Source organism: Hoylesella oralis ATCC 33269, assembly GCF_000185145.2.
In the GTDB taxonomy this organism is placed as follows: Bacteria; Bacteroidota; Bacteroidia; order Bacteroidales; family Bacteroidaceae; genus Prevotella; species Prevotella phocaeensis.
On record NZ_GL833119.1, the window covers coordinates 1,553,464 to 1,578,531 of the forward strand.

Genomic DNA, 25,068 nt, shown 5'->3' on the forward strand with positions numbered 1-25,068 from the left:
CCGTGGTTCATCGTGTCACCCTCCGTGGTTCATCGTGTCACCCTCCGTGGTTCATCGTGTCACCCTCCGTGGTTCATCGCGTCAACCTCCGTGGTTCATCGTGTCACCCTCCGTGGTTCACGATGTATTTCGGATGGGTTTATATTATAATAATGTATTAAAAAGAAGTTGGGCGACAAATTCTGCATATATACAGATTTGCCGCCCAATCTATTTATGTTTGCAATGTCTCATTATTCTTCAATTGCTGCCTGCGCCGCAGCGAGTCTTGCAATAGGTACTCGGAAAGGTGAGCAGCTCACATAATTCAAACCTACACGATGGCAGAACTTCACGGATGAAGGTTCCCCGCCATGTTCTCCGCAGATGCCGCATGTTAATCCGGGACGTGTAGAACGGCCTTTCTTAACGGCCATTTCGATAAGTTGACCGACTCCTTTCTGATCAAGCACTTGGAAAGGATCGACACTCAGTATCTTCTTTTCAAGATAAACTGGGAGGAAACTTGCGATATCGTCGCGACTGTAACCGAAAGTCATTTGGGTTAGATCGTTAGTTCCGAAACTGAAATACTCTGCCTTCTTGGCTATATAATCTGCAGTAAGGGCTGCACGTGGTATTTCAATCATTGTTCCTACACGATAGGGTATTTTTACACCTTCTTCTTCGAATAGGCGATCGGCTGTTGAACGGATAACTTTTTCTTGTTCGTCGAACTCGTTGACAATACCGATCAAAGGAACCATAATCTCCGGATGCGGATCGAACCCTTCTTTCTTTAGTTGTATAGCTGCACTTAAGATAGCGCGTGTCTGCATTGCGGTAATCTCCGGATAGGTGTTACCAAGGCGACATCCGCGATGTCCAAGCATGGGATTGTGCTCACTGAGTGAGTTTACACGGTTCTGAATTTCCTGTACACTGACACCCATCTCTTGTGCCATGTCCTCTTGTCCTTTAAGATCATGAGGAACGAACTCATGCAGAGGAGGATCAAGCAGACGGACATTGACAGGGTGCCCGTCCATGGCTTTCAGTATGCCATAGAAGTCTTGTTTCTGATAAGGTAATAACTTTTCGAGTGCCACCTCGCGTCCTTCAGTAGTATCTGCAAGGATCATTTCACGCATAGCTTTAATCTTTTCGTTTTCGAAGAACATGTGCTCCGTACGACAAAGACCAATACCTACGGCGCCGAAGTTACGTGCAACCTTTGCATCGTGCGGAGTATCGGCGTTGGTGCGTACTACTAATTTGGTATATTTATCGCATAACTTCATTAGATCGGCAAAATCTCCTGTTACTTCGGCAGCTTTAGTCTGCACTTCTCCCAAATAAACTTCGCCGGTGGAACCGTTTAAAGAAATATAATCGCCTTCGTGTAGCGTGATGCCATCGATTTCAACAGTGCGCTTTTTGTAATCTATGTTAATTGCACCGGCACCAGAAACGCAACATTTGCCCATACCGCGTGCTACAACAGCTGCATGAGAAGTCATACCGCCACGTGCTGTAAGAATTCCTTCTGCAGCAGACATTCCTGCCAAGTCCTCCGGACTGGTTTCGATGCGTACCATTACCACTTGTCGACCATCATCATGCCATTTTTCCGCATCGTCTGCAAAAAAGACAATTTGTCCGCATGCTGCGCCCGGAGAGGCCGGAAGACCGCGTGTAAGCACCTTTGCACGACTTAAAGCCAACTTGTCGAATACGGGATGAAGCAACTCGTCAAGTTTATTCGGTTCGCATCTCAAGAGAGCTGTTTTCTCATCAATCTCGCCTTCGCGGAGCAAATCCATGGCAATCTTTACCATAGCTGTGCCTGTACGTTTACCGTTACGTGTCTGGAGGAACCATAACTTACCCTCCTGAACGGTAAATTCCATGTCCTGCATATCATGATAATGCTTTTCGAGTTTATCCTGAATAGCGTCTAATTGTGCATATATTTCGGGCATAGCTTCTTCCATCGAAGGATAATTGGTGGCACGTACTTCTTCCTCGATACCTTGCTGTGCCGCCCAACGCAACGATCCCTCTTTGGTTATCTGCTGGGGGGTACGGATACCTGCCACTACGTCTTCGCCCTGTGCATTTACAAGGTATTCGCCGTTGAAGCGGTTTTCGCCTGTTGCGGCATCACGAGAGAAGCATACACCTGTTGCAGATGTATCTCCCATATTACCGAACACCATAGCCATAACGCTGACTGCAGTTCCCCATTCCGTGGGGATGCCTTCCATTTTACGATATAGGATGGCACGCTCGTTCATCCAACTATCGAATACGGCACATATTGCTCCCCATAGTTGTTCCATGGGATCTACGGGGAAGTCTTTACCTGTTTGTTGCTTAATAGCATTCTTGAACAATACAACAAGTTGTTTTAGTTCCTCTACGCTCATCTCATTGTCGAGCTTGATACCACGTTGTTCCTTTACTTTAATAATAATAGCTTCGAACGGATCGATATCTTCTTTGTTAAGAGGTTTCATTCCAAGAACAACGTCACCGTACATCTGTACGAAACGGCGGTAGCTGTCGTAAGCGAAACGTTCATTGCCTGTTTTACGTGCAAGGCCTTCTACCACTTCATCATTGAGCCCGAGATTGAGGATTGTGTCCATCATACCCGGCATAGATGCACGTGCTCCGGAACGTACAGATACGAGTAACGGATTTTCTACATCGCCGAACTTTGAATTCATCAGAGTTTCTATATGCTTTACTGCATTTTCTACTTCATCTTTCAGTAAGGCAACAACCTCTTCTTTTCCTTTTTCAAAGTATTCGTTACATACATTCGTTGTAATCGTAAACCCCGGGGGAACGGGAACGCCGATGAGGTTCATTTCAGCAAGATTAGCCCCTTTTCCTCCGAGCAGATTTCTCATATCCGCCTTACCTTCGGCTTTACCGTTGCCAAAGGTATAAACTCTTTTTTCACTCATTGTAAATTTGGTATCAATTGTTTGTTTCATCTATATCTTTTGCAAAATTAGTGGATTTTCATTAACCTACAAAACATTTGGGGTAAAAATTGCAAAGTAGACATTGCATTTTTACCCGTTTGCGTTAACACAAGTAATCTGTTTATGTAAAATGAGCAGAAAATGTGATATTTTAATTTTTATTTTATTGGAGACAGACTGTATTTGTATGTTCGGTAGGGGTATTGTTTGGTGTTGTTAGATATAAGGAATGATAGAGGTTTTTATGTATTCTATGAAAAATACGACATTGTATGCCTATTTGTTTTTTGCGGCTTTTTTCTTTCTGCTCTTTCCGAACAGATCGCGCAAACCGTTGAAATCTTTTTTGAGAATAATACCGATGCCTTGGGTGTTCATGCTGTTTCGAGTAAAATACCGGTCGTTGGTCTGATTATAAACCTTTATGGCAACGTTGCCACTTGGGAAGAGTAAGTATCTTACATCAAAGTCGCCAATGAAGCCGGTAGTGGCATTTGCGTTGTCACGGTAGCCGAATTGTCCGTTTATGAGCAGGCGGTTATTGAGCAACCGGCCGTTCAGCATGCCTTCGTATTCGGCGTTGTTCCAGCCTTCTGTGCCAGTTGAGATGTTTGCACCGAAGTTCCAATTCGTATTGTTGATAACGCTGCTTAGCACGTTGTTGATTTGTTGGCTTACCGTACCGCTCAGAATACTTTGCATGGCGAGACTTGTTTGACTTTGTTGCGAGTTGTTTTCGGCAAACGAATTATTCTGTCCTTGGGAGTAGAACCGTCCGATGGCCAGCAGATAGAGAACTTGTTGATTCATTTCTTCTTCGCTGTTGATCAGATTGTATACCATTTGTTTTACATCGTTGTTCACGGTCGGCATGTCGAGAGAGAAGTCTATCTTGGGCTGCTCCGGCGTGCCGCTGATATTCATCAGGCAATTTACGCGGATTGTATTGTTCGTAAAACTCCGTCCGATCTTCAAGTCGGATAGGCTCACTCCGTTGACCGTGTATTCCGTTTTGAGGTTCAGTGCAGCGTCATACGGATTTCCGCCAAAGGCAATTGTTCCGCCTTTTTCGAATTGGAAATCTTTCTTGATCACATTTTGGATGGTAAGTTTGTAGATACCATGGTCTACCACGTAGTTTCCGAAGATGTTGAAAGCCCCTTTATTATAATAAGTGGCTTGTAAAATACCATCGCCGTTGAGGGCTATATAATCTCCGGTCTGACTGTCCATCAGCAGTTTGAATGTTGTGTTTTGATTGCAGTCGATATGAAAATTTATGTGGAGATCGCTCGGTATGTCGGGTGTATCGTCTGTGTTTTTATCAGTCAGCGCGTTTTGTTGTGGGTTCATTGTGATGTCGGTTACGCTGTCGGTTTTGGCAAACCAATGAATAAACCCTTGTTTATTGATAGTATTTGGCGAAGCAACGTTATATACGAGTTGTGAACCTTTTTGTGGCGTTGCATTTACATCGATAATGAGTTCTCCGCTTTTGGCTTTGATATGGCAATTGCCTGTAACGAATGCTGTTCCATAAAAAGTATCGTCGCCGAAATAATGAGTATCGTAAGCAAGTAAATTTTGGCCGGCAATATTGAGATCGCAGCTTATATCGGTGAGATGCCGGTGATATACATGTCCGTTCAGTATGCCGATATTGCCATCTCGGTCGTACACGGTGTCGTTACGGAAAATAATGTCATCTGGCTCGAAGCGTATCGTAGTGCCCCGCATAGTGTACTGTGTGTTCAGACTTTTAATGCCCAGAGAGCCGGTAGCGGCAACTTCTCCCGTAAGATTAATGTTGCTCAAGTCGCCCGAAACCCGTATTCTGCCGTCGCCTGTGGCATCTACATCGCGCATAAAACTTTTACAGAAATCCTGTACGAATTCGAAACGTGTATGGTGAGCATCGATATCTAAGTCTATGTGGTTCTTGGCCGGCGACACATAACCTTTGATGATTGTCGTTTTGTCGGGGGCATCGACGGCTTGTGCATTTATATTGATTTGATTTTCTTTGAGCGTCCAGTCGACGTTGGCGTATAGCGTTCCCATCCGTCCGTTCTGGAACTTGAAGTCGTTTACTATCAGATGAGCTTTGGCACTCGGTTCGCTGAAAGGAGTATAAAGATATGCCTCACCGGTTGCGAGACCGTTGAATTCGACGGAATGGAAGTTAACGAAATTGAGTACATAATTCACATCGACATCTTTCAGATCGACGGTAACCGAGTCTGATACGGATTTAGAGGCCGTTCCGTCGATGATAATGTGCTGATTGTTGTGACTTACGGCGAAGTGATCTACCGTGAGACGGTGCTTGCTGTAGATGATGTCTGACGGCTGCACGTGCCACGTAGTGTCGCCTACAAGCATTTCTGAAGGGTGAACAACGACATGCGCTGCGGCCGCGCCGTGGGAGTTTTTGAAAAATTTGGTCTCAGTGTTCAGTCGCCCTTTCAGATGTTGGCGGCCTCGATTGTCAAATATCAACGATGTGATAAGATTGTCGTTGGCGGCAGCGCTTTCTACGTTCCAGTCGGTTCCGCCTCCTTTTTTGTCGAGAGTTCTGATTTGAGCGGCGGTTTTCAGCGTGTCGTTGGGTGTTGTGATATGGAAAAATCCTTTCGTGTATCTTTTGGAGTTGTAAACGAAGTCGGGTGCGCTGAAAGTTATGTCGGTATGCTGTCTTTTGCTATCCATGGCCCATTCCAAAGTGAGCGGCTGATTAAGGCCGATAGGGATGCCCAATAATTTTTCTGCCCATTCCGAATTATAGATTTCTACAGAGAGTTTAAACTTTACATCGGGTGCTTTTGCATATTTTATCGGCGAGAGGTGTTGTATTCCGGGGAGTTTGCTTATGATTGTGTTTTCAAGGTTCTGGACCAGTGCCGAGAGGTTGAATTTGCCTTGCAGATATGCTTTTCCGAAGTCGCTGTCGATTGATATGAAATGTTCTTTTTCTTTCATGCCCGACGCGATGGCCAAGGAGTTCAGGTGATATGCGGTTTCGGGAGCAGTCATATTGAAGTTCGAGATTTTCAGACTGCCGAGCATGTTATTGATATTGTTGCCTCTGAGGTTGGCATCTACGTCGAAGTCGAATGTTTTGTTCTTGTAGTTATTCGATAGTTTCAGCGCATTGAGGTCGAGATGCCGCACGCTGAGGCTGAACGACGATTGGGAAGTTTTGGATATGTTGCCTTTGAGTTCTATTTTTCCGTTGGGATCGTCCATGGAGAAGCGGCCGTTGAAACTGGTGGGATGCAGTTTGTTTTGCAGCGTCGAGTTGGCGTCGATGTTTATGTTGCAATAATCGTAGCCGTTGTAAGTGAATTGCGAAACGACTCCTTGAGCGCTTATCTTGGTTTCTTTCTGATTGGGGTGTGGGAGCGTTCCGCTTACGTCGATGTGGGTTGCCAACGTGCCGAATTTGTCGTCGTTCAGAATTTTTTGCAGGTTTATGCCTTGCGTTTCCAGCCGCCCCGAGAAATGGTTTTCGTGTTTGCCGAATGCGATGTTCGCATTGCCGGCATTTGTGTGGATGATGCCTTTTGTGGCGATGTCTTTCCCGTATCCGCCGGCGTTTCCGATGAAAACGATGTTTCCGAGGCGCGTCAGCGGTTCGATTCGCTTATTTGCGTCGGCGAGTTTGTTTATGGTGTATGCCGAGACGCTCAGCATCCGGATATTGACGAACCACTTGGGGCTGGCATTCCAGTTGCTCACGGAGCCGTCGGCCGTGAGTTTTGCGCTGCCGTCTGCGGCCCGCAGGTTCAGGGAGCGGATGCGCAGCGATGTGCTTGTGCCCGAGAAGGAAGCGGCGATGTAGATCGGGGTGTTGAGCGTTTCGGCATCGGGCAACAGGCAGGCTACGTCGGGAAAGAATATTTTCGAGGGTTCCAGCGTGCCGCAGAATTGCAGTGTGGGCATCTGCAGTTTTTGATTTTTCATGGAGTATGTGGCTGTGGTTTCGCCCAAGGTCAGTTGTGAGTGGGGCAGCGCGGCGTGGAAGTCTCTTACAACGGCTTTTTTGTTGTTGCCCGCAAATTTAAACGACAGCGACTTGATATCCAGCCCGCAGCCGTCTTTCAAAGACAGTTTCTTGACGTTGAGATTAACCGTATCTGCCTTTAAAGCGTTCAGTATGATGTGCGCGCTGATATCTTTCGCGTTGATATGATTTAAGGAGAAGCGTGCGCGCCGGGGAGCGATATCCAGCCTGTTGTAGGCAAGAAAACCGTGACGAATTATCAGAGAACCTATCTGCACATCGAGCGGCGCCGAGGCGGTAGTGCTTTTCGAGCTCAGCGAGTCCAGCACGAACTGAAAATTCGGCTCGGCTTCGGCCGTTTGTTTATACAAATTGGCCCGCATGCCGAAAAGCTGCGCCGAGGATATGGATATTTTTCCTTGGCCGAGAAGAAAGAAGTTGAGCTTTACGGATACGCGCGAGGCCTGCAGCAGCAGCTTGTTCTGCTGATCGAGGATGGAAACGTCGTCGACGATGATTCGGTTAAAAAGTCCCAAATCGATGCGGCCTACGGTAACTTTCGTGCCGAGTTTTTGAGACAATAAGCTGCCCGCTTGACTGCCCACGAACGTTTGTACTGCAGGGATGTGCAGCAGAATGGTCAACAGCGTGTACAGGCCGACGGCGGCCCACAGCGTTGCATTAAGTATGCTTTTAAGTTTTTTCAGTCTGACGAAAACATTGCGATTCTTGTCGCAAAAGTACAAAAAATATCAGTAAGGCTCGTAGGAAATTAGGATTATTAACGTAATTGTGGGCGGCGCGGCAGTTTCTGCAGGCGCGGTAATTTGCCAAGGTGCAAAATCATTTTTCGCACTGTCGAGCGGCTCGCTCGGGCCGAAAAACAATTTTTCATGCTGTCGAGCGGCTCGCTCGGGCTGAAAAACAATTTTTCATGCAAGAAAGCGGCTTTCTCGGGCCAAAAATCAATTTTTCGTGCAAGAAAGCGGCTTTCTCGGGCCAAAAATCAATTTTTCGTAAAAGAAAGTGGCTTTCCTGCACATTTTATTAAATTTTATTGATTACTTTTGTAGTCCTAACCTAAAACTATAAAATTATGACGATTAATAACAATGCGCTTCCGAAAACTGTTAAGTTCAAAGGAAGCAACTGTGCAAATTTCAGTAACGCGCTGCACGTACAATTCCATCGCAAACAATTGGAACTGGTGAAAGCGTCGGACTTGACAAAGTTAAATCTTTCGCCCGATCTTATGAGCGAGTGGAAAAATTGCATCGCGCTCGAAGTGGAAATTAACAAAGAAACTACTGCCTCGATATTTACCGAGCGGATGAAAAAGAAAGACGCGGAGCGCGACGCGTTGCTGTCGAATATTTTCGGCGTGGTTCGCGCGCAGAAACTTTCGCCCGTGCAGGCAGTGCGCGAGGCGGCCGAGGTGCTGGATGTAGCCCTGAAACCTTATGTGGGCATTCAGAACGATGCTTTCGAGGTGGAAAGCGCGCACATCGCCGGTTTGGAGGTAGACGTGGCCAAGCATGCCGCAGAACTTACCGCCCTCGGCCTTACTGCCGTGGTGGCGCAGCTGCATACGGCGAACGAGGAATACGAAAAAATGCGCGCAGAACGCCGTGCCGATGCCGTTTCTTCCAAATTGGCCAATGCGAAAGAAGCGCGCCCGAAAACCGATGCTGCCTTCGATACCGTTTGCCAATACATTCAGGCCAGCTATCTTTTTGCCAAAACAACCGACGATAAGGCGATGATAAAGAAAGTTGTCGACGGTATGAATCAAATTTCTGCCGATTTTAAAGTCAGTCATAACGAAAGTCTGGCGCAGAAGAAGAAAACTCCGCGCAACCCGTCCAAAAAAGGAGAAAACGGCAAAGACGACAAGAAAGGCACCGATAAAACGCGCGCCGAGTACGAAAAAAACATCGCCCCGCTGGTGCCGCTTTTCGAGCAGCGACTCAAATTGCCCGCGGGCAGTCTGTCATTCACCGGCAAAACGAAGAAAAACAATGGAAAGGTGTTGTACGAGTTTGCCATAAAAGACTCCGACAAAACCGTTTGGGGGCGCGTGGAAATCGACCATTTAATCGAAGTGGTGATAAGCTGATGCCGGCCCGATAGAGTTTTTTCGGCAAAATTTTAATGAGGGATTGCTTTCTGCATGAAAACAGTCCCTCGTTTTGTTAACGAACTTCGCATAATGCGCGGCAAATCGGAAAACATCAATCCTAATTCCTAATTTTTATTGCTCGTAACAACAAAAGGGCAACTTTTCTTTTTTTATCATCTAAATTTTATTAAATTTGCATCACGTTTCGTAAAAAGCGTTGTAGGGGCTGTTTCGATAGAAGAAATTTCATTTTATATGTTTTAAATATGGCGAATGTTTTTAAGTTGCGCAAGGGCTTAGACATTAATCTGAAAGGCAAGGCCAAAGAAGAAAAAGTAAATCTGGGGCTGAGCGATGAATACGCACTCGTGCCCGACGATTTCGCGGGAATGATTCCGAAAGTGGCAGTGCGGGAAGGAGATGTCGTAAAAGTCGGAGATGCGCTGTTCGTGGATAAAAAATATCCGGAAATACGGTTTGCTTCTCCCGTAAGCGGCAGCGTCAGCGCCATCGTCAGAGGCGACAGGCGTAAAGTCTTGTATGTTAAGGTGAAGGCAGATGCACAACAGCAGTATGCAGATTTCGGGAAGAAAAAAGATGTCGGCTCGATGAACGGCGAAGATGTGAAGAACGCTTTGCTGGAAGCCGGATTGTTCGGCTACATCGACCAGTTGCCGTATGCCGTTTCTACCAATCCGCAGACTGCTCCCAAAGCCATCTTTGTTTCTGCTTTGCGCGATAAACCGCTTGCCGGCGATTTCGAATTTGAGCTGAAAGGCAATGAACACGATTTCCAAACAGGGCTGACCGCTCTTTCAAAGATTGCCAAAACGTATTTGGGGATTGGAGTTCGGCAGAGCGCAGAGGCTCTTACTTCTGCAAGAAACGTTGAGATTAATGTATTCGACGGACCGTGTCCGGCGGGCAATGTCGGTGTGCAGATAAATCATCTCTCGCCCGTTAATAAAGGCGAAGTGGTGTGGACAGTCGAGCCCACGGCCGTGATATTTTTCGGTCGCTTGCTGAATGAAGGCAGAGTGGATCTTAGAAGAGTTGTTGCCGTCGGTGGAAGCAAAATCGTTGAGCCAATTTATGTAGAAACACTCGTTGGAACTCCTTTGTCGGCCATTCTTAAAGACAGACTGCACGCCGATGGGCATGTGAGAATTATCAATGGCAATCCTTTGACGGGTAAACGAGATACGCTGGACGGATTTTTGGGAGCGCATACGTCTGAAATTATTGCCATGCCGGAGGGCGACGATGCAGATGAATTCTTGGGCTGGATACTTCCCCGCACCAATCAGTTCTCTATGTCTCGCAGTTATTTCTCTTGGTTGCAAAAGAAAAGCAAGAAGTATGATTTGGACGCCCGTATAAAAGGCGGCGAGAGGCATATAATCATGAGCGGAGAATACGATTCGGTTTTGCCGATGGATATTTACGGCGAATTCCTCATAAAAGCGATTATTGCCCAAGATATTGATAAGATGGAACAGCTCGGCATCTACGAAGTGGCTCCGGAAGATTTCGCATTGGCAGAATTCGTAGATTCTTCGAAACTTGAACTGCAGCGCATTGTGAGGGAAGGATTGAATATGTTACGAAAAGAAAACGCATAGAGAAATGAGCGCATTAAGGAAATATCTTGATCGAATTAAGCCTTCTTTCGGAAAAGAAGGCAAGCTGCATGCTTTTCGCAGCGTGTATGAAGGTTTTGAGTCTTTTCTGTATGTTCCGAACTCAACGGCAAAAAGCGGAACGAGTATTCACGATTCCATCGACTCGAAGCGTATCATGAGTATTGTAGTAATTGCCCTGTTGCCGGCAATGCTGTTTGGTATGTACAACGTCGGATTTCAGAATTATAAGGCGGCAGGAACATTGGCCGCGGCAAGTTTCTTCGATGTCTTCGCTTACGGCTTTTTGGCTGTTCTTCCTAAAATTGTGCTGAGTTATATTGTCGGCTTGGGCATCGAATTCGCTTGGGCGCAATGGAAAGGAGAAGAAATTCAAGAGGGATACCTCGTTTCCGGAATACTAATTCCTCTGATTGTTCCGGTAACTTGTCCGTTATGGATGCTTGCTTTGGCAATTGCTTTCGCCGTTATTTTTTGTAAAGAAATATTTGGCGGTACGGGAATGAATATATTTAATGTCGCTATTGCGGCACGGGCTTTCCTGTTCTTTTCTTATCCTGCCAAGATGACGGGCGATACTATCTGGGTTGAAACGGATCGTATTTTCGGTTTGGGAAATACTCTTCCCGATGCATTTACCATGGCAACCCCTTTGGGAGAGATTGGGCAAGGCGTGAATGTGCCTTATTCTATCAGCGATATGATCGTGGGCTTTATTCCCGGTTCTATCGGTGAGACAAGTGTCGTGGCGATAGCGATCGGAGCAGCAATATTGCTTTGGACAGGTATTGCAAGTTGGAAAACAATGAGTAGTGTCTTTGTCGGAGGCATTGTAACCGCCTTGTTATTCTCTTTATTGGGCATGACACCCATTCCGTGGTATGAGCATGTCATTCTTGGCGGTTTCTGTTTCGGCGCCGTATTTATGGCAACAGATCCGGTAACCTCTGCCCGTACCGAGACCGGAAAATATATCTACGGTTTTATTATCGGCTTAATGGCGATTGTCATTCGCGTAATGAATCCCGGTTTCCCCGAAGGTATGATGCTTGCCATTATATTTGCAAACATGTTTGCACCGCTTATTGATTATTGTGTTGTTCAAAATAATATCAATAAGAGAATGAAACGTTTAACCCTTAAAAAGTAAACGAAATGGGCGAAGGAAAGAAGAAAGGATTGAATACCAATTCAAATTCTTATACAATCATATATTCTGCATTTGTTGTCATCGTTGTTGCTTTTTTGCTTGCTTTTGTTTTTCAGGCATTGAAGCCCGCTCAAGATGCCAACGTGGCGTTGGATAAGAAAAAACAAATATTATATTCTCTCAATATCCGTAATTTAAGTGACGAAGCTGCTGCTGCAAAATATAAAGAAGTGGTTGTTGCAGATGAAGTGATTGATGCGCAAGACAAAGTGCTTAGCGCGGGTTCGCAGGGAGGAGAGAATGCCGGTTTTAAACTGAACAGTGCCGATTTTAAGGCAGGTAAACTTGCTCTTTACATCTGTAAGGTCGATGGTAAAACGAAATATGTCATACCTGTCTATGGCATGGGGTTATGGGGAGCTATCAGCGGATATATAGCTATCAACGATGATAAGTCGACCGTGTTCGGTGCTTATTTCAATCATGAAAGTGAAACAGCCGGATTGGGCGCAGAGATTAAAGACAATCAGAAGTGGCAGGAGAAATTCCAAGGAAAGAAATTGTTTCTCAACGATAAGTCTTCATCGATAGCTCTTTCAGTGAATAAGAAAGTTTCCGATCCCAAGACACAGGTCGATGCCATTACGGGTGCAACCCTTACTTCGAATGGAGTAACAGAAATGCTACACGATTGTATTGGGCAATATACTAAATTCTTAAAAGATAAATAATCATGGCTTTATTATCAAAACAAAATAGAGAGGCGTTTACCAATCCTCTTAATTTGGATAATCCTATCATGGTACAGGTTCTTGGAATTTGTTCCGCATTGGCGGTGACAGCCCATTTGAAGCCTGCTATTGTCATGGGGCTGGCTGTAACCATTATTACTGCATTCTCGAATGTCATCATATCATCGATACGCAAAACCATTCCGGTCAGAATTCGTATTATTGTTCAATTAGTCGTTGTTGCGGCGTTGGTAACAATTGTAAGTCAGGTATTGAAAGCTGTTGCCTATGATGTCAGCGTGCAATTGTCTGTTTACGTAGGTCTAATAATAACCAACTGCATTCTGATGGGGCGCCTTGAAGCTTTTGCCATGATGAACAAACCGTGGCCGAGTTTCTTGGATGGTATCGGCAACGGTCTCGGCTATGCGATGATTTTGGTTATCGTAGGAGCGCTTCGCGAATTCTTCGGATTCGGTTCTTTGCTCGGTTTCCAAATCGTCCCGAAGAGTTTCTACGACATGGGTTACATGAACAACGGTATGATGACCATGCCGGCAATGGCATTGATATTACTGGGATGCGTGATATGGATTCACAGAGCATATTTTTATAAGGAGAAATGATGATGGAACATATTATAAGTTTATTCTTCAGGTCGATCTTTATCGATAACATGATATTTGCATTCTTCTTGGGAATGTGTTCTTTTCTGGCAGTCTCGAAAAATGTAAAGACATCTCTCGGATTGGGATTGGCAGTAACCTTTGTGCTTGTGGTAACCTTGCCGGTAGACTATTTGTTGCAAACTAAAGTATTGGGGCCCGATTGCCTTGTCGAGGGTGTAGACCTTTCCTATTTGAGCTTTATCCTCTTCATAGCCGTCATAGCAGGTATTACGCAGTTGGTAGAAATGGTTGTAGAGAAATACAGTCCTTCGCTCTATTCCGCGCTGGGTATCTTTCTGCCTTTGATAGCCGTGAATTGTGCCATCATGGGAGCGTCGCTGTTTATGCAGCAGCGTATCAATCTCGATCCGGGTAATACGCAATATATCGGCAACGTATGGGATGCCATAGCCTATGCTTTTGGCAGCGGTCTCGGCTGGACATTGGCAATTGTATCGATGGGAGCTATCAGAGAGAAACTACAATACAGCGATGTACCCAAACCGCTTCAAGGGTTAGGCATCACTTTTATTATAGTAGGATTGATGGCAATGGCCATGATGTGTTTTTCAGGCATTAAAATTTAAGGGAGTTTTCCGTATGGGACAATTTATTATAGCAAGTATAGGAGTCTTTCTCATAACGATTCTTCTTCTGGTAATCCTTCTGCTTGTCGCAAAAAGATACCTTTCTCCGAGTGGCAATGTCGATATTATAATTAATGGCGACAGAAAACTTACCGTAGGGCAGGGTAATTCTTTAATGTCTACTTTGACAGAAAACGGCATCTTTCTCTCATCGGCTTGTGGCGGTAAGGCCTCGTGCGGACAGTGTAAAGTGCAGGTGCTACAGGGCGGAGGAGAAATATTAGATTCGGAACGTCCACACTTCTCGCGCAAACAAATTAAGGATCATTGGCGGCTCGGGTGCCAATGTAAGGTTAAAGGAAATCTTGAAATCAGGCTTCCTGAGAGCGTTCTTGGTGTGAAAGAGTGGGAGTGTACCGTTATTTCGAATAAAAATGTGTCGAGCTTTATCAAAGAGTTTATCGTTGCTCTTCCCCCGGGAGAGCACATGGATTTCATTCCCGGAAGCTATGCACAGATAAAGATTCCCGCATACGATTGTATCGATTATGACAAGGATTTTGACAAGAACGACATCGGTGAAGAGTATCTCCCTACTTGGCAGAAATTCAATATCTTTTCGTTGAAAGCTCATAATCCGGAAGAAACTGTCAGAGCCTATTCTATGGCCAACTATCCTGCAGAGGGCGATCGTATTACGCTTACCGTGCGTATTGCTACTACTCCGTTTAAACCGCGTCCGCAGATAGGTTTCCAAGATGTTCCTACCGGTATCGCTTCCAGTTATATCTTCTCTCGTAAACCGGGTGATAAAGTTGTGATGAGTGGCCCGTATGGCGACTTTCATCCTATCTTCAACTCAAAGAAAGAGATGATATGGGTAGGCGGTGGAGCCGGCATGGCGCCGCTACGTTCACAAATTATGCACATGCTTAAGACGCTTCATACCCGCGACCGTAAAATGCATTATTTTTACGGAGCGCGTAGTTTAAGCGAGGCATTCTTCCTCGATGACTTTCATGCTCTTGAGAAAGAATATCCCAATTTCCATTTCCATCTGGCGCTCGACCGTCCAGATCCTAAGGCTGATGAGGCCGGAGTGCCCTACACGGCAGGCTTTGTGCATCAGGTAATGTATAACACTTACTTGAAAGATCATGATGCACCGGAGGATATAGAATACTACATGTGTGGGCCGGGCCCCATGAGCAAGGCCGTACAAGATATGCTCTACAGCATCGGCGTAGACTCGGAATCAATTATGTTCGATAATTTCGGATAGAATAAATATACATGTCATAAAATAAGGGGCCGATATAAGTCGGCCCCCTATTTTATATTTGTTTGGAACGAAATGGCTGTTATAATTGCTTATCCATGCCATCTGTTGTGAATGTTTCAATGTTATATCACCGATAGATGTGCTCTGTAACGGGAGCAGATGTGCGCTTTGTCAGACGCATTTATTTGATATTTTTGTCTTTACTGCAGAATTTTGCAGTGCTATTCCTTTAGCAAATTATCGAGAAAAGAGTCAAGATCGCTGTCTAAATCCTCCATCAGTTCTTGTCCAACGATAATCGTATCATCGTCGGCAAGATACAATTCGGCCACATGTTCCTTATCATCGTTTTCAAGAACGAAGCTGTAAGGCTTCATAATGCCCAAGTTATCTATCACGTCGTGCATGTTTTTCAGAACCGAGCGCAGTGTAGAGGTCACGTTTTCATAGAAGAGTTCCTCTTTGTTGTCTATCCATTGCTCTACGACACAGCGGGTAATTTCGTTGTCATCATCATCGTAAACCAGTAATTCTCCACTATCTTGCGATACAAGCAAGTGGATGTCTGTCAACGTCGATGTATCTTCATCGCAAGGAAACTTTTGGGCTATTTTCTTTATAGTCCTCTCTAATTGTTGGATAGTTTGCTCTGTAGCTTTCATTGTCATTCCTTTTATTTATGCTGCAAACTTACGAAAAATCGTTGTAACACACAATTTATTTTTGGAAAATGGTATGAATAACCGGTTGTTTACGAGGGTATATGAGGAATGGTAAGCAATGCCGAAACTCATTTGTTGTAGTTTCAGCATCTCTTATTGCCTTTTCTTGGATTTTTCCTATAAGGCTGTAAATGCAGCGAAAAAACCGAACAGTACGCCCGGGGCATTGGCAAGAGCAAGCGGCAAGTCGCGTTTTTCCTTGAATAATCCGTAGCATACCCACAATGTACAGTTGATGCCGGCCATCAAAGGCTGTATGAACGGTCCCTTATGTCCTTGGAGATTTAGTGAGATTTGGGGGAAATAAAATATATACATCATAACGGATGTTGCCATGCCCAGCCATCCTAATTTTTCAAAAAACTTACTTCTGTCCATAAAATCGATATTGCTTTTGGTTTTGGTTATAGCTTGCAAAGATAACGGAAAAATGCAAAAACATATTCATCTCTCGTGTTTTTTGTGAGAAAATCCCTCGTAAGAGCATGTTTTTTACAAACATTATCATTAAATTTGCACTTGTTAGCCGGCGGCAACCCTTATGTCAGTCTGCTTTCGGAACAGTAAAACGATAATTTAAAACATAAACGAAAATGAAACAGACAATTCTTGTTACGGGCGGAACCGGTTTTATCGGTTCCCATACAACTGTGGAACTGCAGCAGGCAGGCTATAAGGTTGTGATTGCAGACAATCTTTCCAACTCTAAAATAGAGGTGCTCGACGGTATCGAAAAGATAACTGGAGTGCGTCCGGCATTTGAGAATATCGATTTAGAAGATTACAATGCGACGAAGAACTTGTTTGAGAAATATCCCGATATTAGGGGGATTATACACTTTGCAGCAAGCAAAGCTGTGGGCGAGAGTGTAGAGAAACCGCTGCTTTACTACCGCAACAACATTACATCGCTGCTCAATTTGCTGGAACTGATGCCGCTGCATCATGTGAAAGGCATTATCTTCTCTTCTTCTTGTACGGTCTACGGCCAGCCTTCCAAGGAACACCTGCCCGTAACGGAGAGCGCACCTATCCAGACTGCACTATCGCCTTACGGCAATACCAAGCAGATTAATGAGGAGATTATCCGCGATTATATTCACAGCGGAGCACCCGTCAAGAGCATTATCCTACGCTATTTCAACCCGATAGGTGCCCATCCTTCGGCTCTTATAGGCGAGCTGCCCAACGGCACACCCAATAACCTGATACCTTATGTTACGCAAACTGCAATGGGTATTCGCAAGCAGTTGACTATCTTCGGCAATGATTATAACACACCCGACGGCACATGTATTCGCGATTATATTTATGTGGTAGACCTTGCAAAGGCACATGTTGCAGCCATGACACGCGTACTCGATCAGGAAACGGAGCTGCTGGAATACTTCAACATCGGCACCGGAAAGGGCGAATCTACGCTCGAAATCGTCGAGACTTTCGAGAAAGTAACGGGGGTAAAACTAAACTGGAAGTACGGTCCGCGGCGCGAAGGCGACATCGAAAAGGTATGGGGCAATGTAGACAAGGCCAACAAAGTATTGGGCTGGAAAGCCGATACGCCATTAGAAGAAGTGTTGGCTTCGGCATGGAAATGGCAGCAGAAACTCCGCGAAGACGGCGTGATGTAAAGTAAAATGGCATATGCTGCACTCTATATTTTCTGTTAATAATCATTAACTAACAACTGAATATATGTCATATGCATATTAGGTGTGAATTAAAAACTGTACCTTTGCAGCCGCTGTTACGAGTTAATGGCATAAAATTCAAACCTAATTAAAAGTTTTAAGAAATGGCAACAAAAATCAGATTGCAGCGTGGCGGTCGTAAAGGCTATGCCTTTTATAGCATCGTAATCGCTGACTCAAGAGCACCACGTGATGGTAAATTTACTGAAAAGATTGGTACTTATAACCCTAATACCAACCCTGCTTCTGTAGATTTGAATTTCGATCGTGCCCTTTATTGGGTAGAAGTAGGTGCGCAACCTACAGATACCGTGCGTAATATCCTTAAGGGTGAGGGCGTTTATTTAATGAAACATCTTCGCGGAGGTGTGAAGAAAGGCGCTTTTGATGAGGCTGCTGCGCAGACTAAATTCGATGCTTGGAAAGAGACAAAGTTAAAAGGTATGCAAGCTGTTCGTGACAACGAGGCCAAGGCTAAGAAAGAAGCAATAGCTAAAGAACTGGAAGCTGAGAAGAAAATCAATGAGGCTGTAGCGAAGAAAGTTGCAGATAAGAAAGCCGCAGAGGCTGCCTCAAAGGCAGAAGCTGAGGCAGCAGAAGCAACAGAGGAGGACGCAAATGCAGAAACAGAAGTTACTGTTGCTGAAGAAACTGCTCCCGTTGCAGAGGAATCTACACCTGCTACAGAAGAAGCAGCTCCTGCAGAAGCATAAGATTTTTCGCTTGAATATGATAAAGGGTACCGATCTCTATAAGGTCTGTACCCTTTTCTTTTTATCTGTTTTTATTACCGAATGCGGCGTTAAGCCGTTCTTGTGTGCATTTTAATCAGGTTTTGTAGAGCAGTAAGGATATGTAACAATCTCTCCTTATGCATACTGTGAATAAGCGTATGGATGGCCGATGAAAGATTAGCAGCAAGAAACAATCAAAACTAAAGGTGAGGACAAGAGAAATTTTACTATAAAATAAAAAGCGATGGCCTTCACAGGCAACCGCTTCAAATCTTCAATAGGTATTAGTTCTTTTAAGGTAAAAAGATTGTTTTCAGGATAACGTATGCAAAGATAGGGTATTTTTTTTAACCGCCAAACTTTTTTCTTATTTTTTTTAATAAAAATAAATGTGTGCCCGCACAATATCAAGTATGCCCCTAAAATGCGTTGGAAACCCTTAAAATATGAGATTTCTAATGCTTTCAGAATAAAGGTTTGTCTTAAATTTATCGGTCTATGTCCGGCTTTGGTTTGTATTACATTCTTCTTTAAATTATTATTCGTATTCGCAAGGAATATGTCTCTTTTAAAACAATAGCTCCTTGAAGTTATGCCGATGGCAATGCTTCAAGGAGCTATCGTGTAGGAATGGTGCTAACAGCCCGTTGCTCTAATGCAATTAAATATATTCTTTGTCGCCATTAAGCAGTACTTCTACATCAGATATAGAGGGTACGTGTCTTTGGCGTTTCTGCGAAGTTATTTGAACGTAAGTTCCTCTTTGTTGGGATTTTTGCCGATAGAAATGGTATCGCCTGCATGAAGCTCGCCCGACAGGATACGTTCGCACACCCCGTCTTCTATATAGTTTTGGATGGCACGTTTCAATGGACGGGCGCCAAATTGCACATCATATCCCTTTGTTGCTACAAACTCTTTCGCTTTATCGGTAATGCTGATGTGATATCCGATATCTTCTATCCGCTTATATAGACCGGATAACTCGATGTCTATTATCTTCTTGATGGCTTCCAAATCGAGTTGATCGAAAGTGATAATCTCGTCCAAGCGGTTCAGAAACTCCGGTGCAAACTGCTTGCTCAGACTTTTCTGAATGATGGAACGTGCATATTCCTTATCTTTTTCGTTTGTGCTCAGTCCTAAGTTACCGCTCGCGTTGAAGCCGATGCCGCGGCCAAACTCTTTCAGCTGACGTGTTCCGGCGTTCGAAGTCATGATGATAACCGTGTTTCGGAAGTCCACCAATCTGCCGTTACCATCGGTAAGACGCCCTTCATCGAGTACCTGTAAGAGCAAATTGAATACGTTGCCGTGGGCTTTCTCTATCTCATCGAGTAACACGATAGAGTAGGGATGCCGCCGTACTTTCTCGGTCAACTGTCCGCCTTCCTCATATCCCACATATCCGGGAGGCGCTCCTACGAGGCGCGATACGTTGAAACTCTCGGTATATTCGCTCATGTCGACACGGATAAGCACATCGTCTGAGCCGAACATGAACTGCGCGAGTTTCTTTGCCAAATAGGTTTTACCTACGCCTGTAGGTCCTAAGAACATGAACGCTCCGATCGGATGGTTAGGATCTTTCAATCCTACACGGTTTCGCTGTATGGCTTTTACCATTTTATCAATGGCTGTATCCTGCGCAATGACAGACTGTTTCAGACTGTCGGCCATGCCTTTCAGGCGTACTCCTTCGTTCTCCGCCATACGCTGCACCGGCACTCCTGTCATCATAGAAACAACATCTGCCACCTCGCTTCCGGTAATAGTCTCGCGGTTTTCGGTATCTCCGGCAGTCCACTTACGGTTCAGTTCATCGAGTTCACCTTCCAACTCTGTCTGACGATCCCTATAACTTGCGGCGAGTTCAAAGTTCTGATTTTTGACTGCATCCTGCTTCTTCTGTTTGATGAAGTCTATTTCTTTCTCTTTCTCTACTATTGCCGGCGGAACTTCGGCATGTTGCAAGTGCACGCGTGAGCCCACTTCATCAAGGGCATCTATGGCTTTATCGGGGAAAAAACGGTCAGTGACATACCGTTCTGTCAGTTTGACACATGCCGTAATCGCATCGTCTGTATATTTTACATGATGGTGGTTTTCGTAACGGTCTTTAATGTTCTGTAAAATCTGTATGGTTTCTGCCACGGTTGTGGGTTCTACCAACACCTTTTGGAACCTGCGTTCGAGTGCTCCATCCTTCTCTATCGAGTTGCGATATTCGTCCAATGTGGTGGCTCCGATGCACTGTATAACCCCGCGGGCAAGGGCTGGTTTCATCATATTTGCGGCATCCATGCTTCCCGGAGTGCTGCCTGCACCGATCAAGGTGTGTATTTCGTCGATGAAAACAATGATGTCCGGGTTTTGTTCCAATTCTTTCAACAGTGCTTTGATGCGTTCTTCAAACTGTCCTCTGTATTTGGTTCCCGCAACAATACCGGCCATATCTAAACTTACCACGCGCTTGTTAAACAGCATAGGCGATGTTTTTCGCTTGGCAATGAGTTGCGCCAATCCTTCGACGATGGCACTTTTACCTACGCCGGGTTCACCGATTAAGATCGGATTATTCTTCTTACGTCTCGACAATATCTCCGTTACGCGCTGTATTTCTTTCTCTCTTCCCACCACAGGATCTAACTTTCCTTCGCTTGCAGCTTTGGTAAGGTCGGTCGAGAAGTTATCGAGAACGGGCGTCTTTCCGTCTGACTTGCGGCTTTGAGCAGTGGTTACAGATCTTTTGGCTGTCTGTTCGTTCGAAGAAGACATATCAGGTTCTTCCTCATCTTCGTCAGGAAGTCCGATGCCGTCTTTAGGAGAAGCGGCTTTCTGCAAGTAGGCAAACAAGTCTTCGTAGCTTACATTGTTGAACTCGAGTACCTCTTTGGCGCCGTTGCTAACTTGGTCATGCAGTATAGCCAATAAGAGGTGTTGCACGTCTACTGTCTGTGTATGCTGTATACGTGCTTCGAGTATGGCGAGCTTCAGTATGTTGCTTGCCTTTTCGTTGAGCACGAGATCGGTTGTATTGATGGGTTGTTCTAACTCATCTTCGCGCACACGTTCCTCGAGTTCTGTCTTTACAGCAGAAATATTGACCTTCATTCTATCGAAAATATCGTGTATGGGATTGTTTTTCTCACGCAGTATACCCAAGAGTAAGTGTTCAGGTCCTACCGATCTGCTTGCTAAACGAGTGGCTTCTTCGCGGCTGAAAGCAAGTATCTCTGATACTTTTGGCGAAAATTGACTTGTCATATTTCTTTTTACCTTTCTTGTTCTAAATGTTGTTACTATTAGTGCTATCCTTCCTGAATTTATAAACACTCCTCTCATTTCTTACGGGAATCGCACGTTAGATATATAATCTATCAATTACAAACATTATGCCAAATCGCATTATCTGGTATATATATTGAAGATATTCGTACCGTTTATCGTGTCGTTTTCTAAATCGAGATGCTGCATACATCCGCCGATCATGTTTTTTATCTGACTGATACGTGCTTTTTGTCTGCTGTTGTCGAACGTTTCATAATAGGCAAGCGAGCTTGTAAGATAGTCGTAAGAATTGTTCCATTTGTTCGTAAAAGCGTAGCAAAGTCCTAATTTAAACAAGGCTTCAGCCCTCTCATTAGGATAACATACGGTAAGCATCATCTCGTAAAGAGGTATGGCTTCGGCGTATTGTTTTAGGTTGAAGTGGCTTTCGGCATCGGCATAATAATAGAAAGAACGTTCGTGTGGGGCAAACGAACGGAGCTGCGGAATGCTTTCATCAAGATGTGCAGCAGCTTTCTCATAGTCCCATTCGTAATAGAAACATACGCCGAGGTATGCTTTGAAACGCGGATTAAGACGGTATGTCTTATCTAATTGCCGGAATATGATCATTGCCTCGTGATACTTTTCACTCTGAAAATATTCGATAGCCTTGCCCAATTGCTCGCTGTCGTTGTGCTGTTTTTCTGGTTGCCAAGCACAGGCGGGCAGCACAGATATGAGAAGTATATATAAGAGGTTTCTGAACATGTAAGACAGTTTTATGGAACTGTTTATTCCGTATAGAATTTAATGAGGCGCTCGATGGCATCTTTACAAACTGCACAGAACTCCGGATATTCGTTCGTACGCATGCGGCAGTCTTGCTGTCCCCTGTATACGCCTTTTAAAGAATAGCCCGCTCCCTCGAATACACCTATTTTTTGTAAGTTCTTGGTGGGCGGCGTAGGGATGGGAGTACCCTTGTCGATCATCTTTTCCCATTTGTTATGGAAGTTGTGCAGGGTAGTAAGATTGGGTTCCCACGGTTCGATGTCGTGAGGATACATGGGTATCTGTTCCTGCTCATAGGCATACTCGTCGCCTAATCCTGCAAAGCTATGTCCGAATTCATGTACCACCACAGACCTGTAAGCCGGGTGGTGTGTCATAGACAGATTATAGGAATTGAGTATTCCCCCGCCGCCATATTTATCGGTATTTACAAGAACTATCAAGTGTTCGTAGGGCGTTCCTGCCATGATGTCGTGCAGATCGTTGATGCTAAGTGTGGTAAGATAGCGGTCGCTATAGAACGTGTCGAAGTGCGAATGCAGTGCTGTATTCTTCCATATCCCGCGTGACGGTTCGCTTGTACCGCTGTCTATCGACGGCGATTTCACTGCAATAATGTTGAATTTGTCACGAAGTGTCTTGAACGGTTCGTGCTCGAACAGCGCTTCCATGGCAATCTTTGCATCGTTCAGAAAGGTGTGCATCTCGTCTTCACGGTATCCTTCCGCCACGTATGCAATGTGAATGCAACGGGTTGTATCCTTTGCTTTTTGCAGTGTAACGTATGGCGTAACATGGCTGAACCCTATGTGTCTGATTAATATGTCTGACGGTACGACCAGATGTGTCAATGTTGCAGTAATGTTTCTGCGGTTGTCTTTTAAGTCTACCGTTACGTCCACAGTGTCGTTGGGCATTGGTATAAGGAAAGAATTCTGGAACGATTTCTGCGCTGTTTTGGCTTCATCGTACGACAACCATTCCTGAAAAAGAGTGGAAAACGAATTACGGAAGATTACTTTCCCTGTTTTATGACTCCTTACGGTAATCTGTCCGTTGCCTTCGACAGGTATCTCTGCCAGTCTTTGTCGTTTGCCGTACCAGCGGGGAAGCATATTAAGTTTGTCGACATATATATACTGCGATGCACTGTTACCTGCGAAAATATAGTCGATACGTAATGTGCTGTCTTTAAAATAGGTGCCGAACGTTTGTGCATTGGCTGCCATAGTGCAGAGGTAGAGATAAAACAAAGAGAGAATAAACCTTTTCATTGTTCGATTTCCTTTAAAAGTTTAATGATGTAATCACGGTGCCAATCTTCCTCGTGGAAGACTGTCTTGCCGTGTAACAGAATGTCTATGTCAAGATTGACCGTATTTTTCTTGCGCAAAGTTTTAGTATCTTTGCACTTGATTTCTACCTGCCTGAGAGTTCTCCTTATCTGATTGATTGTATGTGAAGTATTGACGTAGGCCAAACAATTAAGAAACTTATCAGACTCTATTCCGATGGGTTCTGTCCACACTCGTGAGGTAAACCTTATGTTTTTGAACTGTCTGCTTAAGTTTGTTATTGCTTCTTCGATATGGCGTTGTTGGTCATGATTGGAGCCTAATGCCAATATTAATATGGTAGATACAGCCATTTTTGCAAATATACTAATATTTATTAAACCTAATTCATATATTTTATTTTTTTATGATTTTATGTATCTTTGCACGCAAAAGACAAGATATGAGAAAGACTTTTATACTCTTGACGATTTATTTGTTTTCATTGGGGATGTCGGCCCAAATGAAATGGAATGCCACATATCAGACTTATATCAATCAATATAAAGACCTTGCCATAGAACAAATGCTAAAATTCAATATTCCGGCAAGCATCACGCTGGCACAGGGGCTATTTGAAAGCAGGGCAGGACAGAGCCGTTTGGCACGTTTAGGGAACAATCATTTCGGAATAAAATGCCATGGATGGACGGGACGTACGATTATCGAAGACGATGATGATAATGGCGAATGCTTTCGCGCATACGATAATGCGTTGCAAAGTTTTGATGATCACAGCAGATTTCTTAGTAACAACACAAGATACAGCAGCCTTTTTAGACTGCAACGTACGGACTATAAGGCATGGGCAAGGGGCCTCAAAGCCTGCGGATATGCCACTAATCCGGTATATGCAGATAAGCTGATCGGGATTATAGAGTTATATAAATTATACCAATACGATAGGGCCAGCACCTTTGACCGGTTCATGGCGCGCCACTCGGCAACGGATGTTCCTGCGCAAAAAGGCGGAACATTGCATCCTATATATATATATAATCGCAACTATTATTTAAGGGCACGCAAGGGAGATACATTCCGTACGATTGCTGAAGAGGTGGGAATTTCGTACCGAAAGATAGCAAAATATAACGAACGCGATAAGCATGATGCGCTTACAGAGGGAGAAATCGTTTATTTAAAGAAGAAACAAAAGCGGGCAGACAAGGCTTTTAAGCGGCGTCCTCATAGGGTTAAAGCTGGCGAAAGTATGTATTCGATAGCCCAACAGTATGGTATCCGTACCAAAAGTTTATATAAGATGAACCACCTTTTGCCGACTTATCAGATAAAGGTGGGCGATGTATTAAGAGTATATTAATGGTATATCGACGATAGGGAGGCCTTCTGATTTTATTAGACAGGCC

Annotated in this window: 19 protein-coding genes; 10 read left to right on the forward strand and 9 right to left on the reverse strand. The window is 44.5% G+C overall.

Annotation, left to right across the window (positions count from 1 at the left end; all coding sequences use genetic code 11):
- Positions 1-233 precede the first annotated feature (233 nt).
- From ppdK to HMPREF0663_RS11970, 3 genes are all read right to left on the reverse strand, one after another.
- A complete protein-coding gene (ppdK, locus tag HMPREF0663_RS08955) occupies positions 234-2,954 on the reverse strand; it encodes a pyruvate, phosphate dikinase (protein ID WP_036859167.1) in 2,721 nt (906 codons plus the stop codon).
- Positions 2,955-3,251: 297 nt separating this feature from the next.
- The gene (locus tag HMPREF0663_RS08960) at positions 3,252-7,724 is read right to left on the reverse strand and encodes a translocation/assembly module TamB domain-containing protein (RefSeq protein ID WP_004370137.1); all 4,473 of its coding nucleotides are present in this window, start codon (positions 7,722-7,724) and stop codon (positions 3,252-3,254) included.
- A 35-nt stretch (positions 7,725-7,759) separates the two neighbouring features.
- Entirely contained in the window at positions 7,760-7,981 is a 222-nt protein-coding gene (locus HMPREF0663_RS11970; protein WP_155811933.1) for a hypothetical protein, read from the reverse strand.
- A 93-nt stretch (positions 7,982-8,074) separates the two neighbouring features.
- Here HMPREF0663_RS11970 and HMPREF0663_RS08965 point away from each other — a divergent pair, with 93 nt between their 5' ends.
- The 7 genes from HMPREF0663_RS08965 to nqrF all read left to right on the forward strand — a co-directional run bounded on the left by HMPREF0663_RS08965 (position 8,075) and on the right by nqrF (position 15,155).
- A complete protein-coding gene (locus HMPREF0663_RS08965; RefSeq protein WP_004370139.1) occupies positions 8,075-9,094 on the forward strand; it encodes a DUF6261 family protein in 1,020 nt (339 codons plus the stop codon).
- Positions 9,095-9,363: 269 nt separating this feature from the next.
- Positions 9,364-10,719 (forward strand): Na(+)-translocating NADH-quinone reductase subunit A, encoded by a 1,356-nt coding sequence (locus HMPREF0663_RS08970; RefSeq protein ID WP_004370141.1) that lies wholly within the window; start codon positions 9,364-9,366, stop codon positions 10,717-10,719.
- A gap of 4 nt (positions 10,720-10,723) precedes the next feature.
- The gene (locus HMPREF0663_RS08975; RefSeq protein WP_004370142.1) at positions 10,724-11,887 is read left to right on the forward strand and encodes an NADH:ubiquinone reductase (Na(+)-transporting) subunit B; all 1,164 of its coding nucleotides are present in this window, start codon (positions 10,724-10,726) and stop codon (positions 11,885-11,887) included.
- A gap of 5 nt (positions 11,888-11,892) precedes the next feature.
- The gene (nqrC, locus tag HMPREF0663_RS08980) at positions 11,893-12,618 is read left to right on the forward strand and encodes an NADH:ubiquinone reductase (Na(+)-transporting) subunit C (protein WP_004370143.1); all 726 of its coding nucleotides are present in this window, start codon (positions 11,893-11,895) and stop codon (positions 12,616-12,618) included.
- Positions 12,619-12,620: 2 nt separating this feature from the next.
- The gene (locus HMPREF0663_RS08985) at positions 12,621-13,244 is read left to right on the forward strand and encodes an NADH:ubiquinone reductase (Na(+)-transporting) subunit D (RefSeq protein WP_004370144.1); all 624 of its coding nucleotides are present in this window, start codon (positions 12,621-12,623) and stop codon (positions 13,242-13,244) included.
- Between the two features lie 2 nt (positions 13,245-13,246).
- Positions 13,247-13,873, forward strand: a complete 627-nt coding sequence (gene nqrE, locus HMPREF0663_RS08990) for an NADH:ubiquinone reductase (Na(+)-transporting) subunit E (RefSeq protein WP_016665187.1) — start codon at positions 13,247-13,249, stop codon at positions 13,871-13,873.
- A 13-nt stretch (positions 13,874-13,886) separates the two neighbouring features.
- Positions 13,887-15,155, forward strand: a complete 1,269-nt coding sequence (gene nqrF, locus HMPREF0663_RS08995) for an NADH:ubiquinone reductase (Na(+)-transporting) subunit F (protein WP_004370146.1) — start codon at positions 13,887-13,889, stop codon at positions 15,153-15,155.
- Between the two features lie 221 nt (positions 15,156-15,376).
- On the opposite strand, the gene HMPREF0663_RS09000 is transcribed toward nqrF, so the two are convergent.
- Both HMPREF0663_RS09000 and HMPREF0663_RS09005 read right to left on the reverse strand, forming a co-directional pair.
- Entirely contained in the window at positions 15,377-15,817 is a 441-nt protein-coding gene (locus tag HMPREF0663_RS09000; protein ID WP_016665186.1) for a hypothetical protein, read from the reverse strand.
- A 177-nt stretch (positions 15,818-15,994) separates the two neighbouring features.
- Positions 15,995-16,255: a SemiSWEET family transporter gene (locus tag HMPREF0663_RS09005; protein WP_016665184.1), complete on the reverse strand. Its 261-nt coding sequence runs from the start codon at positions 16,253-16,255 to the stop codon at positions 15,995-15,997.
- Positions 16,256-16,470: 215 nt separating this feature from the next.
- Between HMPREF0663_RS09005 and galE the strand changes: the two genes are divergently transcribed.
- On the forward strand, positions 16,471-17,508 hold the full coding sequence (gene galE, locus HMPREF0663_RS09010; protein ID WP_004370150.1) for a UDP-glucose 4-epimerase GalE: 1,038 nt from the start codon (positions 16,471-16,473) through the stop codon (positions 17,506-17,508).
- Positions 17,509-17,672: 164 nt separating this feature from the next.
- A complete protein-coding gene (locus HMPREF0663_RS09015; RefSeq protein WP_004370151.1) occupies positions 17,673-18,281 on the forward strand; it encodes a 30S ribosomal protein S16 in 609 nt (202 codons plus the stop codon).
- A 762-nt stretch (positions 18,282-19,043) separates the two neighbouring features.
- Here the strand turns inward: HMPREF0663_RS09015 and HMPREF0663_RS09020 are convergent.
- The 4 genes from HMPREF0663_RS09020 to HMPREF0663_RS09035 all read right to left on the reverse strand — a co-directional run bounded on the left by HMPREF0663_RS09020 (position 19,044) and on the right by HMPREF0663_RS09035 (position 24,015).
- Entirely contained in the window at positions 19,044-21,569 is a 2,526-nt protein-coding gene (locus HMPREF0663_RS09020; protein ID WP_004370152.1) for an ATP-dependent Clp protease ATP-binding subunit, read from the reverse strand.
- Between the two features lie 141 nt (positions 21,570-21,710).
- Positions 21,711-22,343: a tetratricopeptide repeat protein gene (locus HMPREF0663_RS09025; protein WP_004370153.1), complete on the reverse strand. Its 633-nt coding sequence runs from the start codon at positions 22,341-22,343 to the stop codon at positions 21,711-21,713.
- 23 nt (positions 22,344-22,366) lie between these two features.
- Positions 22,367-23,641: a M64 family metallopeptidase gene (locus HMPREF0663_RS09030; RefSeq protein ID WP_004370155.1), complete on the reverse strand. Its 1,275-nt coding sequence runs from the start codon at positions 23,639-23,641 to the stop codon at positions 22,367-22,369.
- Positions 23,638-24,015: a 2-amino-4-hydroxy-6-hydroxymethyldihydropteridine diphosphokinase gene (locus HMPREF0663_RS09035; RefSeq protein WP_004370157.1), complete on the reverse strand. Its 378-nt coding sequence runs from the start codon at positions 24,013-24,015 to the stop codon at positions 23,638-23,640. The genes HMPREF0663_RS09030 and HMPREF0663_RS09035 overlap by 4 nt, the downstream gene beginning before the upstream one ends.
- 89 nt (positions 24,016-24,104) lie before the next feature.
- Between HMPREF0663_RS09035 and HMPREF0663_RS09040 the strand changes: the two genes are divergently transcribed.
- Positions 24,105-25,022 carry a glucosaminidase domain-containing protein gene (locus tag HMPREF0663_RS09040; protein ID WP_016665183.1) on the forward strand — a complete coding sequence of 306 codons (918 nt, stop codon included), beginning with the start codon at positions 24,105-24,107 and terminating at the stop codon, positions 25,020-25,022.
- Positions 25,023-25,068: the final 46 nt, after the last annotated feature.

Bases quoted from the DNA above. Each gene is read 5' to 3' on its own strand.
- HMPREF0663_RS09040 (WP_016665183.1), top strand. From the start codon at position 24,105: ATGAGAAAGACTTTTATACTCTTGACGATTTATTTGTTTTCATTGGGG.
- HMPREF0663_RS09005 (WP_016665184.1), bottom strand. From the start codon at position 16,255: ATGGACAGAAGTAAGTTTTTTGAAAAATTAGGATGGCTGGGCATGGCA.
- nqrE (WP_016665187.1), top strand. From the start codon at position 13,247: ATGGAACATATTATAAGTTTATTCTTCAGGTCGATCTTTATCGATAAC.
- HMPREF0663_RS09015 (WP_004370151.1), top strand. From the start codon at position 17,673: ATGGCAACAAAAATCAGATTGCAGCGTGGCGGTCGTAAAGGCTATGCC.
- HMPREF0663_RS09020 (WP_004370152.1), bottom strand. From the start codon at position 21,569: ATGACAAGTCAATTTTCGCCAAAAGTATCAGAGATACTTGCTTTCAGC.
- HMPREF0663_RS09000 (WP_016665186.1), bottom strand. From the start codon at position 15,817: ATGAAAGCTACAGAGCAAACTATCCAACAATTAGAGAGGACTATAAAG.
- HMPREF0663_RS08970 (WP_004370141.1), top strand. From the start codon at position 9,364: ATGGCGAATGTTTTTAAGTTGCGCAAGGGCTTAGACATTAATCTGAAA.
- HMPREF0663_RS08975 (WP_004370142.1), top strand. From the start codon at position 10,724: ATGAGCGCATTAAGGAAATATCTTGATCGAATTAAGCCTTCTTTCGGA.
- HMPREF0663_RS08985 (WP_004370144.1), top strand. From the start codon at position 12,621: ATGGCTTTATTATCAAAACAAAATAGAGAGGCGTTTACCAATCCTCTT.
- HMPREF0663_RS09025 (WP_004370153.1), bottom strand. From the start codon at position 22,343: ATGTTCAGAAACCTCTTATATATACTTCTCATATCTGTGCTGCCCGCC.
- nqrC (WP_004370143.1), top strand. From the start codon at position 11,893: ATGGGCGAAGGAAAGAAGAAAGGATTGAATACCAATTCAAATTCTTAT.
- nqrF (WP_004370146.1), top strand. From the start codon at position 13,887: ATGGGACAATTTATTATAGCAAGTATAGGAGTCTTTCTCATAACGATT.
- HMPREF0663_RS08965 (WP_004370139.1), top strand. From the start codon at position 8,075: ATGACGATTAATAACAATGCGCTTCCGAAAACTGTTAAGTTCAAAGGA.
- HMPREF0663_RS09030 (WP_004370155.1), bottom strand. From the start codon at position 23,641: ATGAAAAGGTTTATTCTCTCTTTGTTTTATCTCTACCTCTGCACTATG.
- HMPREF0663_RS09035 (WP_004370157.1), bottom strand. From the start codon at position 24,015: ATGGCTGTATCTACCATATTAATATTGGCATTAGGCTCCAATCATGAC.
- ppdK (WP_036859167.1), bottom strand. From the start codon at position 2,954: ATGAGTGAAAAAAGAGTTTATACCTTTGGCAACGGTAAAGCCGAAGGT.
- galE (WP_004370150.1), top strand. From the start codon at position 16,471: ATGAAACAGACAATTCTTGTTACGGGCGGAACCGGTTTTATCGGTTCC.